The sequence below is a fragment of the Aquimarina sp. AU119 genome, assembly GCF_900312735.1.
GTDB classification, from domain to species: Bacteria; Bacteroidota; Bacteroidia; order Flavobacteriales; family Flavobacteriaceae; genus Aquimarina; species Aquimarina algiphila.
This window is the reverse complement of the sequence record NZ_OMPF01000021.1, coordinates 11,919-31,616: the sequence shown is the minus strand read 5'-3', so window position 1 is coordinate 31,616 and position 19,698 is coordinate 11,919. Positions and strand designations below refer to the sequence as shown.

Annotated in this window: 13 protein-coding genes; 2 read left to right on the top strand and 11 right to left on the bottom strand. The window is 32.1% G+C overall.

All coding sequences use genetic code 11. The features are described from left to right. Positions 1 to 21 precede the first annotated feature (21 nt). Positions 22 to 1,455 (top strand): hypothetical protein, encoded by a 1,434-nt coding sequence (locus tag DK442_RS16815; RefSeq protein ID WP_109437062.1) that lies wholly within the window; start codon positions 22 to 24, stop codon positions 1,453 to 1,455. Between the two features lie 87 nt (positions 1,456 to 1,542). Here the strand turns inward: DK442_RS16815 and DK442_RS16810 are convergent, their stop codons facing one another. From DK442_RS16810 to DK442_RS16770, 9 genes are all read right to left on the bottom strand, one after another. Further along, the gene (locus DK442_RS16810) at positions 1,543 to 4,977 is read right to left on the bottom strand and encodes a starch-binding protein (protein WP_109437061.1); all 3,435 of its coding nucleotides are present in this window, start codon (positions 4,975 to 4,977) and stop codon (positions 1,543 to 1,545) included. A 225-nt stretch (positions 4,978 to 5,202) separates the two neighbouring features. Next, the gene (locus tag DK442_RS16805; protein ID WP_109437060.1) at positions 5,203 to 5,832 is read right to left on the bottom strand and encodes a class I SAM-dependent methyltransferase; all 630 of its coding nucleotides are present in this window, start codon (positions 5,830 to 5,832) and stop codon (positions 5,203 to 5,205) included. 8 nt (positions 5,833 to 5,840) lie between these two features. Further along, a complete protein-coding gene (locus DK442_RS16800; protein WP_109437059.1) occupies positions 5,841 to 8,078 on the bottom strand; it encodes a DUF349 domain-containing protein in 2,238 nt (745 codons plus the stop codon). 140 nt (positions 8,079 to 8,218) lie between these two features. Further along, a complete protein-coding gene (locus DK442_RS16795; RefSeq protein WP_109437058.1) occupies positions 8,219 to 8,950 on the bottom strand; it encodes a shikimate dehydrogenase in 732 nt (243 codons plus the stop codon). After that, on the bottom strand, positions 8,947 to 9,972 hold the full coding sequence (locus DK442_RS16790) for a DUF368 domain-containing protein (protein ID WP_235010980.1): 1,026 nt from the start codon (positions 9,970 to 9,972) through the stop codon (positions 8,947 to 8,949). The genes DK442_RS16795 and DK442_RS16790 overlap by 4 nt, the downstream gene beginning before the upstream one ends. A gap of 5 nt (positions 9,973 to 9,977) precedes the next feature. Further along, positions 9,978 to 10,943, bottom strand: a complete 966-nt coding sequence (locus tag DK442_RS16785; protein ID WP_109437057.1) for a DUF368 domain-containing protein — start codon at positions 10,941 to 10,943, stop codon at positions 9,978 to 9,980. Positions 10,944 to 11,029: 86 nt separating this feature from the next. After that, positions 11,030 to 12,421 carry a tetratricopeptide repeat protein gene (locus tag DK442_RS16780; protein ID WP_109437056.1) on the bottom strand — a complete coding sequence of 464 codons (1,392 nt, stop codon included), beginning with the start codon at positions 12,419 to 12,421 and terminating at the stop codon, positions 11,030 to 11,032. A gap of 347 nt (positions 12,422 to 12,768) precedes the next feature. Then, a complete protein-coding gene (locus tag DK442_RS16775) occupies positions 12,769 to 13,944 on the bottom strand; it encodes an aspartate aminotransferase family protein (protein ID WP_109437055.1) in 1,176 nt (391 codons plus the stop codon). A gap of 46 nt (positions 13,945 to 13,990) precedes the next feature. Then, complete coding sequence (locus DK442_RS16770) at positions 13,991 to 15,856, bottom strand: OstA-like protein (RefSeq protein ID WP_235010979.1); 1,866 nt, start codon at positions 15,854 to 15,856, stop codon at positions 13,991 to 13,993. A gap of 490 nt (positions 15,857 to 16,346) precedes the next feature. Between DK442_RS16770 and DK442_RS16765 the strand changes: the two genes are divergently transcribed. After that, positions 16,347 to 17,726, top strand: a complete 1,380-nt coding sequence (locus DK442_RS16765) for a tetratricopeptide repeat protein (RefSeq protein WP_109437054.1) — start codon at positions 16,347 to 16,349, stop codon at positions 17,724 to 17,726. A gap of 119 nt (positions 17,727 to 17,845) precedes the next feature. Here DK442_RS16765 and DK442_RS16760 read toward each other — a convergent pair whose 3' ends face one another. Both DK442_RS16760 and DK442_RS16755 read right to left on the bottom strand, forming a co-directional pair. Then, positions 17,846 to 19,117, bottom strand: a complete 1,272-nt coding sequence (locus DK442_RS16760; protein WP_109437053.1) for an adenylosuccinate synthase — start codon at positions 19,115 to 19,117, stop codon at positions 17,846 to 17,848. Beyond that, positions 19,117 to 19,587 carry a Fur family transcriptional regulator gene (locus DK442_RS16755; protein ID WP_109437052.1) on the bottom strand — a complete coding sequence of 157 codons (471 nt, stop codon included), beginning with the start codon at positions 19,585 to 19,587 and terminating at the stop codon, positions 19,117 to 19,119. Before DK442_RS16755 ends, DK442_RS16760 begins: the two co-directional genes overlap by 1 nt. Between the last annotated feature and the right edge of the window lie 111 nt (positions 19,588 to 19,698).

Below are 19,698 nucleotides of genomic sequence, written 5' to 3'. Positions count from 1 at the left end.
ACTTAAAAGATGAAGAATACGATGAAAAAGCTATTAATTATATTATTAACAATTACTTTATTGGTCAACTGTACAGATGATCTTAAAGATGCGACAGATTTTACCTCTGTAGAAAATCCAAACTTATTAGAAGATTCGTTTTTAGGACAATCCAATTCTTCTGGTGTTTGGTTAGAGGGTATGGACAGACAGATGTCTCTTTTCCTTAATGAAATATTGATTTTATCAGAACTAGGGTCAGATAACTATGTGAATACACAGACTTTCTATAATCAATTTATGGATAATTTGGAAATTAGAATAGATGACCCTGATATGAGAGATACCCAAAATGACCTTGCCAGATTAAGAGAGATGGCAGATTTTGGTTTAGAAGAAGTAGGGCCTCAAGATCCATTATATAGTGAAGATACAGAGGCTGAGTATTATTTCTTTAAAGGTATGTCAAACTTGTTTGCTGGGATGTATTTTTCAAGAATACCTGAAGAACCAGGTGCAGTGCCTTTGACAACAGAAGAAAACTATGCAAGTGCTATTGCTTCTTTTACTTCAGCAATCGAAAGAAATAATAGTCAACCCGAATATTATTTAGCTAGAGCAAGAGCTTATTACTATTTGGGAAGAAAAGTTGAAGCTGTTGCTGATGCTCAAATGGTTATTACAATGGATAGTGATTTTGTAAGATTTGCAAGATTTGATGAAACAGATACTACTACACAACCAGCGGTTAACATTTTTGAAAATGCATTATATGAAAGAGCTATTTTTGATGATTTACAACCATTGCCGACGTTAGATTTTCTTGATCCTAAATATTCTTTTCTTACACCAGAAGAGGATGCTCCTGTATATTATCTTAAAGCAGAAGAGGCATATTTTATATTGGCAGAAGCCAATTTATCAGATGGTAATGCTTTAGCTGCACAAGGAAATATGACAGATTTGTTAGCTTTAATTGGGACTAGAGAAGTTAGAACAATTGATGACACAACAGAAGGTAGAACTCAAAGAGCACCAGGTTCAAGACCAAATAATTCTGGTGTTGTAGTAAATGGTAGACCTAATTTGGTTTTAGATAGAGATACTAGTGTTATGGTATCTTCAGTTTCAGGAACTTCACTAACACAACCAGAAATAGATGCTATGGCTAATGACGATGCAGCTTTAGAACTTCTTTATAGAACAAGACAGGAAGTTTTTATTGCAGAAGGTATTCGTTTTGCAGATATGGGAGTAAAGTTAGTTATGGATCTTAATGAGATTTTATTAAATGAAAATGTTTCTGAAGGAGATGCTGGTACTATAGCTGTAATTCCTCCGTTCGTAGATGCAGTAAAAAATGATTTGGATGCTATAACTTACGATGCTGATGCGGGAATAGCTAATACTACAATAGATTTAACAGCTATTTTGGTAGCAAATAAATCATCTGATCAAGTATTACCATTTCATTAATTTTTGAAATAATTTAATTTTAAAAAATAACCCACCAGTAGTAAACTGGTGGGTTATTTCATTTATATAGGGGCAAAATATAAAGATTTACTTTTTGATTATTTTTTTCAGTAAAGTATGATCATCAATAGTCATTTTACAAAAATAGATTCCTGAACTTTTTGAATTCATATGTTCACTTAGATTAATAGTATGTTTCCCACTAGTAGTTATTTTACTATAAATAGTTTGAGTAACCCCATATACGTCTATAATTTCAATTTTAATTTTGTTGTCATTATTTTTAGTATACCATTGTATTATTGAATTTTCATTAATAGGGTTTGGAGAAATAGTAATTTGTGAACTAGAAATTGAGGTATCTAATTTGTTACGATTTGGTTTGTTATCATACCACGTCCCATTATAATACCAACCATTTTTACATCTTAAAAGATCAGATGTTTGTGAAGCTCCATTATTACTAAAGATCATATTCGCACAAGAAGTATTTGCAAATGAATAACTATACCACCCATCTCCATTATCTGTCATAAGACTACCTGGCCACATTGTATTATTTTGTGAAGGCGTAAGGTCCCAATAATGAATAGTTGGAGAAGAATAAGAATCTGAACTAAAATAGACAGTTAGGTTTTCTGATACTTGTTCTGGATTTGTATCATACCATGTTCCTTCAAAATACCACCCGCTACCACATCGATTAAGATCTTCAGTTTGATTATTTCCATTAGTGTTAAAAATAAGATTAGTACAAGAAACACCGTCTAATGTATATGTAAACCAACCATTGCTTGCTTCGGTCATGTTTACACCAGGCCAATTAGTATTTATTACTGATGGACTTGTATTCCAAAAATATAAATTAGGGTTGTTCAAAGAACCTTTGTAATGTATAGTCATTGATTCTGTTGAAGTTGAGAAGGTAAACGTATTATTAACTGTATTAGATGCCAAACCTTCAGAATCATATGCAATTGCTTGTATTGTTGTGTTTTCAGTAATTATAATTTCCGAAGTATATAGCCTAGATGAGGTAGACGGATCATCTCCATTTAGTGTGTAATATATATTTGTGCCAGGAGTATTATCTGTGGTACTTAAAGTTACTGAAATGGATTCTCCTTGTGTAAATGAACCACCATTAGGAGACATAATAAGAGAAGGAGGTGTGTTAGAATTATTTCCTGGTTGATTATCAAACCATTGACCATTGTCATACCATCCATCTTTATTTCTAGAAAGGTCATTGGTTTTTAATCCTCCATTATCATTAAACACAAGGTTAATACTTTCTACTCCTTCAAAAATGTAGGTATACCAATCCGAATTTTCAATTCTTGTCATTTGTGGACCAGGCCAATTGCTAGTAGTTAAGACATCTGGGAGTTCATTCCAGTAATGAACGTTTGCTTGCGACCAGTTTGCAGGTTTTTTAAAATGTATTTGTAAACCTTCGATAGGGCCAATGCTATAGTTTTTTGTTGAAATGTCAGATACAAGGCCGTTTTTGTCATATACAATAGCTTTGATTAAAGCGGATTCGGTTATTGTAAAAGTCCCAGTATATCTTGTACTACTATTACTTGGGATTTGACCATTGGTAGTGTAATAAATTGTATAAGGACTTCCAGCACCTCCAATACCTTCTAAGGTTACTTGAATTGGATTTTCAGACCTAGTAATATTTGGATTAATGATAGCAGTAGGTTGTATAGGTCCATTTACGCAGTTTTCAAAAAAACCACCACCACAACTTCCAATTAATCCCGGACCGTTTAAAACATAAATTCCTGCAGAACCTGAAGTTACACTAAAATTCAGATTACCATTAGTAGCGGCAATCTCTCTACCAGTAACAGCATCTCTATAAATACCATTGGTCATTCCAGAAATAGAAAAAGAAGCGTCTCCATCTTTTGCAAGGCCTACTATAACTTCACTATTCTGAAAAACACGGCGATACGCAACGGCATTTCCAGGAGCATTTTTCCAACTCCACGTTCCTTTTTGTAATGCAGGAACAGCTTTACGAATTGCATTCAATTTTTTAATATGTTTATATATTTTGTGCCCCGGAGCTTGTTCCATAACATCTCCGTAATAGGCTCTACCAGTCTCATCAATAGATTTTTGAATACCCGAAGCATCGTGAATATCATTAAATTCTCCAGCTTTGAAGCGCATTTCCGTACCATAGTATACCGTGGGAATTCCTCGCCAGGTGAACATAAAATTCATACAGGCGGCTAGATTTTCATCAGAACCCCCATAACGTCTGTTCCAGTCATTGTTAGGTCCAAAATCATGATTATCTAACCAGGTTACTAATGTAGATGGATCGCTATAAAGGTTATCATATCTGGCAGCTGCTTTTACTGTAGGAAATGATTGCCCTTCTTCAAAAGTACCATGAAAAGTTGCTTCTCCGAAAAAATCTATTACAGCTAAATCTATAGGAGCAGAATTGTTTACTGCACCTCGCCAGGTATAATAATGAGGATTTGTTTCTTCGACTGGGTGTAACTCATGACGTTTTTGTGCCACTTCGCCAAAGATGAATAGATCTGGATTTACAGCTTTAAAAGCATCATAGAAGTATAAGATATCTTCTTTGCTCATATGTTTTACCGTATCCCATCGAAAAGCATCTACCCCCATATTAATAAATGTAGTATAGGCATTAACCAAGTAATCTCTGACTACTTGATTTCCGGTATTTAAGTCTGGTGTATCCCCAGCTAAAGCACGATTTTGTAGGTTTTCTACATCATCAAACCCTTGAGCGAATCCATTTCCGGAGTGATGATACCAGTTTGGATCAGAAGTATCAACATAGTTTTCTTTACTAGGGAAATTAAATGCTTCCAAATTTTGATTATAGGGAGGGGGCATTTTAGCTAAATTGGCTCTACTCCAGATTAAACCATCTTCTGGATTAGGAGTTAATCCATCATATGCCCAATTAGAGTTGTCGGGAGCGTACCAGGTAGCTGAAGGGTCAGTATTGTATTTGATTTCAGCTACATCTTTTATTCCAAATCTCCCTGAGTGGTTTGTGACAATGTCCAAAACAATTTTCATATCACGAGCATGAATTTCATTAATTAGGTCCTGAAACGTAGCACCAGGAGATTCTAACCTAGGATCAACTTTGGTAAAATCCCATGCATGATATCCATGATAATCCAATGGACTTCGGTTATGGACTATAGGGGTAATCCATATTGCAGTGAACCCTAAATCTTTGATGTAATCTAGTTTTTGTATAAGACCTTTAAAATCTCCTCTCCATGTGACATCATTTGGATCTATAATTGTAGGATTTATTAAAGGGTCAGGGTTGTAAGAAGACCATTCTGTTGGAGCATTATTTGAAGAATCTCCATCAAAAAAACGGGAGGTCATTAAGAAGTAAATAGTTTCTTCTCTAAAATCGGTTTGACTGCTAGTCGATAATGGAGACAGATATATGGCTCCTGTACATACAGTACAAAATAAAGTAAGTAGTAAATTTTTCATTAGTGTGTGTGTTTGTGTGAAATAAATTGGTTGTAACTATTTGTTTATCATCTAATTAGTTTTGTTTTGTAAAAAGACAATTTAGATAAAATCTTGAAAGCGTTTTACCAGGTTGATAGACGAAAACGTTTTCGTGTTAACAAATACATAATAAACACTCTTTTTATACTTGTAAAAAGTGTTATTATTTCGGCTTTAAATATTGTGAATAAGAGAAACTTAATATTACTCTTTTCTTAAAACGATAAAATTATCTGTGATTTCTAAGGATTTGAATTGAAATTTTTCTTTTATCCAATGCAGTGTTTTTGAAGAATAAAAGAATACATGTGTGGTATCATTTTTATACCACCATGTTTTAAAATCAATTGAAGAGTCATACAGATTAGTTTTACAGTATAGAGCTCCATTAGGAAGTAGAATAGAGTGTAAGAGTTTAAATTCTTTACTAGGAGAATAGAAATGCTCCATTACTTCACAACAAACAATGTAATCATACTTTTTTTTAAGAACATCATCATTGATGTCAAAAAAAGGATCATAGGTGCTTATATGATATTTATTGTTGTTTAATAAATATGTAATGACAGAATTACTTCCAGACCCAAAATCTAAACCTTTATGGTTTGATGAATAATCATTTTGTACTTGCTCTATAATGGGATACACAAAATTTTGATACCCAGAATCAGTTACATCATTTTGATGTAGTTCATAACGTTCTTTTTCTGCTACGACAGACAAGAAATGTGAAGTATGAAGTAAAATACCATCACATGTAGTACACTTGCAATATTTTTTATTTTGTATTTCAGAATATAGTATAGTTTCTGAATTACAGAGTGTACATCGCATGATGATGACTAAAGTTGTTTAATCTTCTTTAGTTTGGCTTTCCAGACGTCTAAATTCTCTTTGTGTTTTTCAATATTTTTCTTAACATCTCTTACCATTGGATTATCATCCTTGGCATGTTTGAAAAATTGAAGGTTATTTTCGAGTTGACGAATTTCACCATTTACTTCTTCGATTTTTTTACGAATAAAATTCTGTTCGTTTCTAAGTGCACGATCATCTGTTTGTCCTGATAATGTATTTAACTTATTTTCATACTTAATAAGTTCTGTTTCTTTACGGCTTAAGTTAAGCTGCTGAAAAAGGCTATCGAGGACTTTATTATATTCTACTTCTATGTTTTTCTTTTTGTAAGGTACTCTTCCCAAAGTTTTCCAAGTAGCAATATTGTCTTTTATTGTGCTAAGGTCAGCCTCTGGATCGCCAGAAAGTTTAATTTCTTTAAGAGCTTCAATATGAGCTTGTTTCTTTTCTAGAGAAATCACTTCTTCTTTATTAGCTTCATTTCTTTCTGCATGAAGCTTGTCAAAATAAGTATTACAAGCGTCTTTAAATCTTTTCCAAATTCGATCACTATCTTTTCTAGGAACATGACCTATTTTTTTCCAATCAGCTTGAATTTTTTTCATGAGTGGAGTAGTAACGGAGTAATCATCACTATCCTTGTTGTCTTCAGCGATTTTAATCAGCTCCATTTTCTTATTTAGATTCTCAAACTGATCTTTTTTGAGACTCTTGTAAAATGCATTTTTATTGCGATTAAAATCCCTAACAGCGGTTTTAAATTCACTCCAGGTTTGTTCATTTACATTTGAAGGAACTTTTCCTGCTTTAAAAAAGTCATCTCTAAGAGCTTCAATTTCTTTTATTTTTTGTTGCCAACCACTATGATTATTTGGGTGTTCAGAACTGACCTTGGTTATTTTTGAAATAATTTCTCTTTTTACCTCTAAGTTTTTTTCAAAAACTTTATCGAGATCTTTGAAGTACGCTTGTCGATTTTCATGAATTTGTCTGGTTAAAGCACTAAACTTTTCCCAAATAGGTTCTCTGTATTCTTTTCCTACCGGCCCTAAATCTTCTTTCCACATTTTGTGAAGTAGCTGTAATTCTCTAAAAGCCCTATTCACATCTGTTTCCTGTGCTAGTTCTGTAGCTCGTTCTATAATTTTAAGTTTTTGCTCTAGATTATGCTTAAAATCTAAATCTCTAAACTCTCGGTTAAGGTGCAAGAAATCATAAAAATTTTCGGTATGATGGTGATAAGTGTTCCAAACTGTATTGTATTTATCTCTAGGAATTGGTCCTGCGTTTCTCCACCTTTCTTGTATACTTTTAAAATGATTATAAGTAGTATTTATATTTTCATCTACATTAAGTAAACCTTTTAATTCGTCTATTAATTCTAATCGTCGTTTAAGGTTTTCCTGTAAGTCTTTTTTTAGATTTTGATAATATGAATTTCGTTTTTCTTTATAGTCAAAATATACAGAGTTAAATTCTTTTTTTATAGGTGTAGAATAATAGAAATCAATTATATCTCCTCCATCTGCTAGAAATTCCTCTTTTTTCTGTTCTACTTCTTCATTAAACTTTTCATTAAACTCATTCTTGATTTCGTCAACATGCTCTTTAATTGCCTGAATTTTTTCATTCCTGATCAAGTCTCTAAGTTCTTTAATCAATTCCTCTTTATTCATGGCATGATAATCTTTCTTCTCTATATCATGACGTTCCTGAGTAGTTTCGTCTTCACTATGTTCTGCAACAGCTTCGTTCATTTCATCCTGAATTTCATCAGGATCATTTTCGTTAGTATCATTAGCGTCAACAACTACTTCTGGTTTTGTAGTTTCTTCTTTTTTAGTTGCAGCACTATTAGAAATTATGGCTTCACCCTCAGGAGTATTCTCATTTTTTTCTGCCTCAACACTTTCTTGTTCTGTAGGAGTTTCTGTCTTTTCCTCTTCTTTTTCTTCAGAATCAGACTCTTTAGTCTCATCACTTTGAGACTCAGGTTGTGCTTCTACAGCATCTGTAATTTGCGGATTGACTATCTCAATAGATGCTTCAGGGTTTTCTTCATTAGATTGTATTGATGTTTCAGTAGGAGTTTCATCTGTTGTCTCTGATGAAACTAATTCTTTATTATCATCAACATCTGAAGTTTCAGAATTTACTTCTAAAGCTTTAGTCTTATTTTCTTCATTTCCATCTGCCTTAGGCAGGTTATCGCTTGTGGACATTGTGTGAACGTTTTTGTTTGTCTCGGCTTAATGCCTGACTAAGATACTAACATATTAGAAAACCTCAAAGTTATTGATAGGTTTTAAGAGTAGTAATAACAAATTTTAGTAAGAATTTTATGACAAAATTTACTAAGAAATCAGGTATTCCAGATTTCCCAGGACTTTTCTGCCTGAAGTATTAACATTCGTAATCCATTAGTTACTGTAGCTCCTTTTTCTTTTCCTTTCTGCATAAAAACAGTTTCCGCAGGATTATATATAAGATCATAGAGTACATGGTTTTTAGTAATATACTCGTATGGGATGTCGGGATAATTTTGGACATCGGGGTGTGTTCCTAATGGAGTACAGTTAATTATTAGAGTGTATGTTCGAATAATATCTTCATCCAAATTAGTATAACTTAGCTCATTAAAGTCTGGATTGCGAGATACAAATGTATATTCGATATTGAGCTGCTGAAGCGCATAAGCAATAGCTTTTGAAGCTCCTCCTGTTCCAAGAATTAATGCTTTTTTTACAGTATTGTTTAATAATGGTTTTAGAGATTCAGTAAATCCATAATAGTCACTATTAAAACCTTTTAATCTTTTGTCTTTATCAAATTTGATAACATTTACGGCTCCAATTTCTTTGGCTATGGGATCCAAATCATGTACAAATGAAATTACTTCTTCCTTATATGGAATGGTTACATTTAGACCTTTGACCACAGGATTGTTAATAATTTCTTTTACATCTTCTATTTGAGATATATCAAAATTCTTGTACTCACAATCTAAGTTTTCTTCTTCAAATTTTTCTGAAAAGTAATTTTTGGAAAATGAATACCCTATGTGTCTGCCTAGCAAACCGTATGTTTTTTTCATTGTGAAGTTTTTTGTGTTCGTTGACCATACCACTCTAACCATAGCACAATAGCGATACCTACAATGATATAGAAAAGACCTATATAGGTTTCTAAAATGGTTAAATCAGGAAAGTAACGATCATAGTTGTCTAAAATGGGATTGCCTAATGCATCAATTTGAGTATTTCCTAAAGTATCTGTTTTGTAAATTTTATATTTCCAAGGCCAAACAACACCTAATGAGCCTGTTATAAACCCTATGATAGCAGCAAAAGTTGCACTTTTATAGTGTTTTAATACATATCCTAAGAAGTGCGATAATGTGACAAGACCGGTTAAAGATCCAATACTAAATACAACAAGTACTTTTAGTAACCGTATTCTATTGGTGTTTTCAGTAAAAGAAAAATCCCAACGAATTAGATCTGCAATGGTATCATATAAAGCATTGACAGAATCAACAAGTAATAATACATAATTGCCAAGTAATATGAGAATAAAAGAACCTGATAATCCTGGTAATGTCATACCTGATACTCCAATAATACCACAAATAAATACAAACCATAGATTGTCATTTTCTTTTGCAGGATCTAATAAACTAATACTAATTCCGACTATTATACTTATCATAATAAGACAAATATTTCGTCTACTCCAATCATCAAAATCTTTTACGATATAATAAATAGAACCCACTATCATTCCAAAAAAAGAAGCCCAGACATATAATTCATAATGAATGATGAGGTAATCCAGAATTTTTGAAACACTAAAATAACTAATTAACATTCCTAAAATCAATAATCCGAGAAACCTACCATTTATGTATCTCCAAAAACTTTTAAATCTAAAATTAATAAACAACTTAAAAGCTTTAAAATTAATCTTTTGAAGAGAGTAAATGAATTCTTCATAAAAACCTGCAACAAAGGCAACTACACCTCCTGAAACTCCAGGGACTTTATTAGCAGCACCCATAGCAAGACCTTTTATAACAAGAAATAATCTATCAGTAAAGGTTCGGGTACTTTGTTGCATAGGTATTAGTCTTCTTTTTTCACAGAAAGACGTTCTAAGATAAGAATTAATAAAAAACCTATTGTTATAAAAAGTAAAACCCAGATGATCTGGGCGTCGCCTTCATACTGTGTTGGAAGTATACTTTTTTCAATAAAAGGAACCTTAAGTCCTTCAGAGTTTGTTCTCCATGACAACACTTTTTTCCAGGGCCAAAGTTTATTAAGAGAACCTATCATAAACCCGGTAAGTATAGCTAAAGTGGTATTGTTATGATTTTTAAACATCCAGTTCAGTACTTTAGAGAATAACTTTAAACCTGCAATTGCACCAATACCGATGATAAGAATTTTAGAGACAGCTTGCCACAGAAGATCGATATTCATAGTAACTAATCCATCACGTAATTGATTTAAGATGGAGATGAATGTTTGATATGCTCCTAGAAGCAGGAGTATAAAAGCTCCCGATACTCCTGGTAATATCATTGCAATGATGGCTAAAAATCCACAAAATAATAGATACCAATTGCTATCTGGGGAGGCAAAAGGCTCTGTTATCGTTATAAAATAGGAGAGTACAGCTGCTACAACAATACCCAATATTACTTTTGGTTTCCAGACTTTGATTTGTTTACCTATATAAACAATACTGGCAAGGACTAATCCAAAGAAAAAAGCCCAAAGTAAAAGAGGTTCGTTATGGAGTAGCCATTTTATTAATTTGGCAAGAGATAAGATGCTGATTGCTATTCCAAGGAAAAGAGCTGTCAAAAAGGAAAGATTGTATGTCTTCCAAGATGTTAGGAAGCCTTCTTTTTTCCAAACTGAAAAGAATTTAATGTCTAATCTGTTAATGGTTTCAATTAATTCCTCATAAATACCGGATATAAAAGCGATAGTACCTCCTGAAACCCCAGGAACTACATCTGCAGCTCCCATAGCAAGGCCTTTTATTGAGATTATCAAATAGTCCTTAAGACTTCTTTGCATTTGTGTTGTTTTTGATGTTTTTAATCAAAACAAATGTATGCAATTTTACAATCAAACCTAATACAAAAAAAATGGTCTTTTTAGAATTATTTATATTCTGAAATAATATTTTTAACCAAAGTAAGATTAAAAATCTTTTCGAATAGTTCTTCTAAAACAATATGGTATTCATAGTCGAGTTCTAGAGCCTTTCTGATATGGTATTCACCCTTCTCATAATCTTGCATTTCATAATACAATCCTGCAAGTCTGTATTGTACTTCGGGATTATCAGGGTAAAATTCGATAGCTTGATGTAAACTTTGTATAGCAGCATCAGATTCTCCTAAAAACCTAAGTATATCAAAGCGATTTAACCAGGTTTCTATTTCATAGTTTCCTAATTCTAATGCTTTTCTATATCCACGTTCTGCCTCTTCAAAAAAAGCAAGTCTATTGTTAATTTTGGCATACCTTTTCCAGTATAAAACATTTTCACCATCAATGTTTATTGCTTTATTTGTATAATATAATGCTTTTTGATAATCGCGTTTCCTCATATAAAAATCAGTAATGGCGATCCATCCTTTATCGAGTAAGGGATCTTCATGTACAGTTTTAGAATAATGCTGAATGGCTAAATCATCATTTCCTAATCGCTCATGACATTTTCCTATTCTTAATAGTGCAAAAGAAGTGGGATCATCTAATTCTAAAGTGATTCTATAATTTTCTATAGCTTCATTATATCTTTTTAATTTCTCTAATACTTTTCCTTTTTCAAGATAAGCTCCTATAAAATATTCATCGCTTATAATAGCAAAGTCAAACGCTGCTAATGCTTTATCATATTCTTTTAAATCAAAGTATTGTTTACCAACTTGATGCCAAGCTACCTCACAATAAGGATTTTTATTCAAGAACATGTTTAGATACTCAATAGCTTCCTCATGTTGCTCAAGAAAATCAAAACAATATATCACATTATATAAAGCAGAATAATCTTCATCATCTGCTTCTAAACATCTCATAAAATTGATTTTAGCATTTTCAAAATCATCCATAAATAGATACTCCATTCCTACCAAAGAATATATGTCAGCAGAATCATCGGTATAGCTCAGAGCCATAGTTAAAAGCTCTATAGCTTTTTCATGATTATTTTGTTTTGAGAGAATATTTGCTTTCTGGATGTAGATTTCTTCATTTTCTGGCTCTATAGCATGTAATTGAGCCAAAAGATTATCGGCTTTATCTAATCGGTTTTCAAAAACCAATACTTCTACTTGTAATAACTTTAAATTAACGGAAGATGGGTGTTGAGATAAACCTAGAGAAATTGCCTTTTTTGCTTTGGCAATTTTTCCATTTTCCAGATAGTGATGAATTATAGATTCAAACTCATCTGAATCAAAAAATTTAACATCATTAGATCTCAGCATAGACTCATATCGAGTAATTGAGAAATTATTTTCTTCTTCTTCGCGGTTAAATTTCATACACGTTGATTAAAGATGCTTCATAAATTGTAAAACAGTGAAAATACTTTTTTTGTTTTCCCCAACAAAAGAGAGTATTTAATAACTCCATTACTTAATCTATTTTCGCATTATTGATTTCCTCAGTATTAAAATTACAAATGAAATTGAATGATTATACTTCGATGATCAATTGTTTTTAACAAACTAATTAACAAAATACGTACCATTATATTGATAATGGATTAGAGTTTTTCTTTTTTGTAAGCTATTATGTGATACTGAATTTGTGAAAAGATAGGATGAGATACTTCAATATACGATATTTTTAATGATTTTTTAGCGATCAAGTCTTAAAATTTAGATTTTTATAGCTCATCTAGTACAGTAAGAATAATATTGCATCCTTCTCTTATTTCATTCTCAGATATAGTAAGAGGAGGGGTTATGCGAATTGCACGAGTTTCAAAAAGTAACCAAAAAAGAATGAGTCCTTTGTCTTGACATTTTAAAATAACCTGATTTGTGATCTCTGCAGAAGGAGTTATTAAGGCAAGCATTAGACCTAATCCACGTATTTCTTTAATGAGGGGATGAACTAATAAGGATCTAAATAGCTTTTCTTTTTCTAAAGTAGCTGCCATTAAGTCACTTTCCGTAATTTCTCGTAATGTTGCCAAAGCGGCAGATGCAATTACAGGGTTACCTCCAAAAGTTGTAATATGGCCTAGTTTAGGGTTGTCCTGAAGCTGGTTCATTATTTTTGTAGAGGCCGTAAAAGCGCCTATTGGTAGGCCTCCTCCCATTCCCTTACCCATAACAACTATATCAGGAACACTATCATAATTTTGAAAACCAAATAATGTGCCTGTTCTTCCAAATCCCGGCTGGATTTCATCAAGAATAAGCAATGCACCGACATCTGTACATCTTTTTCTTACTTTTTTAAGGTATTCATTTTTAGGTTCAATAAATCCTGCCCCTCCCTGTATGGTTTCAAGAATAACTCCAGCTGTTTTGTTTGTTATATGTTTTAAATCTTCTTCTTTGTTAAAAGATATAAAGGAAACATCAGGAATGAGAGGTCTGAACGCTTGTTTACGTTCTTCATAGCCCATTACACTCATAGATCCCATTGTATTTCCATGATATCCTAGGTTTGTAGCAATAATTTGACTTCGTCCTGTAGCTCTTCTTGCAAGTTTTAGAGATCCTTCTATAGCTTCAGTACCCGAATTAGTTAAATATGTCTTTTCTAATGGAGAAGGTAAATGATTCGCCAAAAGTTGAGTGAGTTCAACTGCTGGTTGTTGAATGTATTCTCCATACACCATTACATGAAGGTATTTATCCAGTTGTTTTTTTATAGCATCTACAACCTTAGGATGTCTATGTCCTAAACTACATGCAGATACGCCAGCAACAAAATCAAGATATTTTTTATTCTCTATATCATAGATATAACTACCATTAGCATGAGAAACCTCCATAGCCAAAGGGTGAGGAGAAGTTTGTGCTTGATATTTGAAAAAATTTTGTTTCAAAATATATTATTAGTAAATCAATCTGTGCTTTGTTCTATTTATATACTTAATTTCTGATACTGTCTTTTGGTTTCTTATCAGAGTATTGTAGCGTGGTTACAGTAATACTATCTCTTTGTTTAGGGGTGCGAGTAAGGTCTTGATCAATAAAAGAAGTTTTTTTTTGATTTTTTTTCTTTTCAGTTTTGATTTCTTCTTTTATGAATTTTTGAGATGGAATAGAATCGAGCTCTTCATTAGTTTTTTTAAGTTCTGCATCTTTTAATTCTTGTTCAAGCAATTGTGATTTTTCAGATTTATTATCTTCTAATCGTTTTACTGTTTCTTCATCAAAAAAATCGGCTTCGTCTTTTGGTAAAGGTATTCCAGTTATTTTTATGAGTTTTGGAGGAGATTCTCCTTTAAACAGATCTGCTTTAGTATTAATGCGCTCTTCTCCTCGCCAATTTAATCCAGAAAGTTCACGTGCATTTAATGGTAGATCAATTTCGCGATATAAGGTACCATCAACATTCTGATAATAATAAACATCTTCGATTTCTCTATCATTTAAAAGCATCTTAATCGAACTGGATAGTACTTTGTTAATTCCAATAAGTTTAAGTTCTCCATCGCTTTCTCTTTGAAAGAAGATTGTCTCCGTGTTTTTGTCAATATCAACTTGGTAAATCTCATTATCCTTAAACAAACCGTATAAGATTTGACCTTTTACTTGATTAAATCCTGCTTTTAAGGTGTCTTCTTGTGCAAGAAAAGCATTTTGGTATACAATAAGTGAGTCTAGTTTTTCTGTTTTGGTATTAGAAATAATTTTTATCGTATCACCTGTCATTTGATTTCTCTGTGACCAAATAATAGGTTTACCTATCATTTTGGTATATCCTGTAGTTTGATTTACATTTATTGAATCACTTTTACCACTCATATTACTCTTGTAAATCCTTACGTCATAAAAGCCATTCATTATTCTTTGTTCAGGTTTCCCTGTGATCATGAGTGTATCACTATGGATAAAGATAGAATCTTTCTCCTGTAGTGTGGCAGCAAGTGCTCTTTTGGTAATAAATACAGAATCTTTATCCTTAAATACTTCTGCATAGTGGCCAGTGATTAGCGAATTATTAGCTGTATCTAATACCTTGATGTTGTTTGTTGCAGAAGCGAACTGAATTGCGCTGTTATAAAATATACTATCCCCAAATACTGTACGTTTGTCATAATCTATTCGGGCATTTTTTATAGCATATCCTGTTTTAACCTTAGTATCATAAAATCCACGTTCACAATATAATGTACTCTCTTTTCCTTTAACCGTAGAAGGTCCATAAAGGTAAGCATGTCCATTTTCTGTATAATAGTCCAGACGATCAGAGTCCACTGTATTTTCTGGATTAACAATTTTTACGGCTGTATTAAATGAATATTGCTTTCTATCCATAAAATAACGACCAATTTGACTTGTTAATGTATTTGAAGAATCTTTTACAGTTCCTCCGCTTCTATAATATGCTTGTTGCTTTAACCTGTCAAAAAATAAAGTATCTGTACGTAATGTATTAGACGGAGTTTCCATGAAAACATCATCCCGAGCATATGCAAATTGAGTATTTCCATTATATTCTGCATATTTGCTAGTCATTGTCAGCGTATCTCCTTGCTTTATAATTACATTACCTGATGCCTTGACAAATTTATCTGCACCATAGTGCACAGCGTTATCACACCAGATTTCAATTCCTTCATGCTGCATGTATACCTGTTTGTTTACCTTGGCTAAAATTGTAGCTCCAGGAAACCTATTTTCATTTTTTATTGTACGATCTGATTGCACTTTAATTTGTTTTGCTTCTTGAGCAAAGGATGCCAAAGAAAACAAAAGAGCGAATGTTATGTAGAAAAAATTGTTTTTCAAGTGTTTTAAATTTGTATGCAAAATAACGAAAATTGTATCTAATGATTGTGGCGTACAACGTAAAATAAAAACTTAGTTACTACTAATCAATAACCGTTTGTTATACTGTATGTTGCATTTTTACAAGTCAATTCTATTTAATTTCATAAAAACATAGCTTAAAAAACGATCATAAAGCTTATGAAAATGGGAACACGTGTGATATGAAGAGCATTAAATTTGTCTAAAATTATGAGCGAAAAAAAGTTAAATAAATAAATTTTCGATTTTTTTAACACTTGATCTGCTTAAGCATCAGTAAATTGCGATAGAAAACAACAAAAGGGTACGATAGGTGCTATGGGGATAGCATCATTAACTTTTTTTATTTATTAGTTAAATCAGGACTATGTATTCTAGTGAGTGTTATAGAAATCACTTGGGATATTGATGTGCTTTTTACTAAGGAAAAAGAGTATAGATCGGGACACTATTGACAAAAAAATAATAGATGTTTTTGAAAAAAAACTTTGGGGCTCTATTTTTTTTGTTTTTTTGGGGAGCTGTATTTTCTCAGGAAAAGCAGTTAGAAAAAGCAAATAATGCATTTAAAAACTATGCCTTTATAGAGGCTAGAAAGATGTATTTAAAAGCATTAGAAAAGGGATGTTCATCAATGGAGTTATATGAAAAACTAGGAGATTCATATTACTTTAATGGAGAATTGGAAAGAGCTGCAAGATGGTATGAGGTTTTACAATCTTTATATCCAAAACAAATAACACCTGAATATCAGAACAAGTATTTCAATAGTCTGAAAAGTACTGAAAATAGTATTGAAGAGATTGAGGTGCTTCCCTTGTTGTATGCCAGTGATGATAATAACGAAATCGAAGTTGAGATAAGTAATACGACAATAGGTTATGATATTTCATCATCCGAGGATAAATCTGCAAATTTTATTATTGATGTTTTAAATATAAATTCAGAGTACTCTGATTATGCGCCTAGTTTTTATCAAAATGAATTAGTTTTTGCTTCTTCAAGAAATAAGAATAACTATTCTACAATACTTCATGAATGGAATAATCAACCTTTTTTAGATTTATATGCCACGAATACAGTAAAAACCGATGAAAAGAGTATAACTAGATTAAAGGGGGATATAAATACAAAGTTTCATGAATCATCTGCAACTTTTAGTAGAGATAGAAAAACAGTTTATTTTACAAGAAATAACTATTCTAAAAGAAAATCAAAAACAGATGAAAAGGGAACAGTGCTGTTAAAAATATATAGAGCAAGATATGATAGAGGAAAATGGGGAAGTGTTGAAGAATTACCATTTAGTAGTGATGAATATTCTGTAGCTCATCCCGCACTATCTCCTGATGAAAAATTCTTATACTTTGCTAGTGATATGCCAGGAAGTAATGGTAAATCTGATTTGTATGTAGTAGAGATAAAAGAAGATGGAAGCTTTGGAACAATAAAGAATCTGGGGAAACAAATTAATACTTCTGGGAGAGAAACTTTTCCTTATATAAGTGATAAAGGTAGACTCTTTTTTGCAAGTGATGGACATGAAGGTTTTGGAGGATTGGATATTTTTATGGCAATACCTAAAAGAAATGGCTCAATTAAAGTTTATAATTTAGGAAAGCCAATTAATAGTGTTAAAGATGATTTCACTTTTATTATTAATGAAGAAAATAAGAGTGGATATTTTGCAAGTAATCGTAAAGGAGGAAAAGGTGATGACGATATTTATGGATTTAGGCAAGTAACATCGTTTCCTGAGAGCTATGAAGATAGTAGGCCAAAAACCAGATTAAAACTAGAAAGAGTTATCAAACTTAAACCTAGTAAAGTTAGTACAACTTCATTATAAAGATAGCTTTTAAAGCTAAAAAGCTGTTTTAATTTCTTGAAATTCTAAGAGAGATTTATAATATTTTAATAACATTTCGATGTGATATGCAATCACATCGAAATGTTATTTTTTGTAGTTTACTTATGGATAGTTTGTTTTCTATCTGGTCCAACAGAAACTATTGTTATTGGAGTTTCCAGTTCTTTCTCTAAGAAAGTAATATAATCATTCAATTCCTTTGGTAGTTGAGAAGCATCTGTCATTTCAGTTAGATCTTCTGACCAACCTTTCATCTCTGTGTATATAGGAGTTACATTTTCAGGTTCAATATTGTAAGGTAAATGAGTGATTTTTTTACCTTGATATGTGTATGCAGTACATACTTTTAAGGTTTTAAACCCGCTTAGAACATCACCTTTCATCATCATTAATTTGGTTACACCATTAACATGAACAGCATATTTTAAAGCAACAAGATCTAACCATCCACATCTTCTTGGTCTTCCAGTTGTTGCTCCAAATTCATGTCCTACACGAGCCATAGTTTCTCCATCTTCGTCAAATAACTCTGTTGGAAATGGTCCGCTACCAACGCGAGTAGTGTATGCTTTAAAAATTCCAAAAACGTCTTTGATTTTGTTTGGAGCTATACCTAAGCCAGTACAGGCACCTGCTGCGGTAGTATTAGATGATGTAACAAAAGGGTAGGTTCCAAAATCTATATCTAATAATGATCCTTGAGCACCTTCTGCCAAAATTGTTTTACCATCCTTTTGAGCTTGATGTAAATATTCTTCGCTATCAATAAAAGTTAACGTTTTTAATACTTTTACAGCTTCAAAAAATTCACGTTCTAATTCTTCTAAATCGTATTCTATTTTGGCATCATAGAAATCAATCATAGCTTCGTGCTTATTAGCTAAGGTACGATAGCGTTCTTTCCAATCACTTAATTCTAAATCTCCAATACGAATACCATTTCTACCTGTCTTATCCATATAAGTAGGGCCGATTCCCTTTAAAGTAGAGCCTATTTTGGCTTTCCCTTTAGAGGCTTCAGATGCGGCATCAAGAATTCTGTGTGTTGGAAGAATTAAATGTGCTTTTCTGGATATTAATAATTTGGATTTGTAATCCAAATTAAACTTATCAAGATTATCTAATTCTTTTTTGAAAATAACAGGGTCGATTACAACACCATTACCGACAAGATTAATAGCCTTGTCATGAAAAATCCCGCTTGGGATAGTGTGGAGTACATGTTTAATTCCATCAAATTCTAAAGTATGACCAGCATTAGGTCCTCCTTGAAATCGTGCAATAATATTATAATCTTTTGTAAGAACGTCTACAATTTTTCCTTTACCTTCGTCTCCCCATTGAAGACCAAGTAATAAGTTTACAGCCATTAGTTGTCTTGTTGATTAGTTGGTTTCTTTTTAGTGCCGTAGAAATACAAAGAGTGATTTGTAATGTCTACATCAAAAATTTCTTCGATTGTTTTCTTTATAGATTGGATTCTAGGATCACAAAATTCTAATACATCCCCTGTATCGGTTAGAATTAGGTGATCATGTTGTCTATCAAAGTATGATTTTTCGTATTGAGCTTGATTTTGCCCAAATTGGTGTTTTCTTACTAATTTGCATTCCAGTAAGAGTTCTATAGTGTTATATAGAGTAGCACGACTAACTCTATAGTTTTTGTTTTTCATTTTGATATATAATGATTCTATATCAAAATGTTCATCACTTTCATATATCTCTTGAAGTATAGCGTATCTTTCGGGTGTTTTTCTGTGACCATTTTCTTCTAAGAAACTGGTAAACACATTTTTAACGATAACTTGATCGTTTTGTGTAGTTGCTTTAGTACTCATACGTTTAAAAAAACAAAGTTACATTATTTTTTATTAGCGAGACTCTGATTTTTAAAACGATTATTTAAACGTTTTAAAATTAATTAAATATAACTTATATAAGTTGTGGTA